Raw genomic sequence first — 460 nt, forward strand, 5'->3', positions numbered from 1 at the left:
ACTGATCCAAAAACCACAAACGCTCCTGGCTAAAGGATAAGGGAATTTTTTTGATAAGTTCTCTATCAAATGGCTTTATCGCATCTTTACCAAATCGTTTGTAAGGAGAATCGATTACATCAAATTTATTTAAATGCTCAACAATGAGTTCCTTATTAAGCTTTATATCAACAAGTAAAGCATCATCGATATCTTCATTCTCTGATTTTAAAACTAGAGAATTTTCATCTAATTCTAATTTGACACCTTTACTTTGCGCCTTTTTGATAATACTTAATGCCTTATTCATTATATTGTGATTGTTTTTTTATAAACTGTATCTGAACTTTCTTTCTCTTTGATTTTTGTATGTTCTAAATAAGTACTTAGTTCATCTATATTGACGAAGTTGAATATATCTTTAATCATAATCTCAACTTCTAACTCTTTTCGGATCGTAGAAACTAAACGAGTGGCCAAC

At 29.8% G+C, this 460-nt stretch carries 2 protein-coding genes; both read right to left on the reverse strand.

The window, feature by feature from the left end:
• Positions 1-289: hypothetical protein (locus AC04NP_RS30660; protein WP_482863947.1), on the reverse strand; the 289-nt coding region annotated here is incomplete at its 3' end.
• Complete coding sequence (locus AC04NP_RS30665) at positions 289-459, reverse strand: phosphopantetheine-binding protein (protein WP_482863948.1); 171 nt, start codon at positions 457-459, stop codon at positions 289-291. The genes AC04NP_RS30660 and AC04NP_RS30665, both read right to left, overlap by 1 nt.
• Position 460: the final 1 nt, after the last annotated feature.

The sequence above is a fragment of the Agaribacillus sp. DX54 genome (assembly GCF_056858335.1).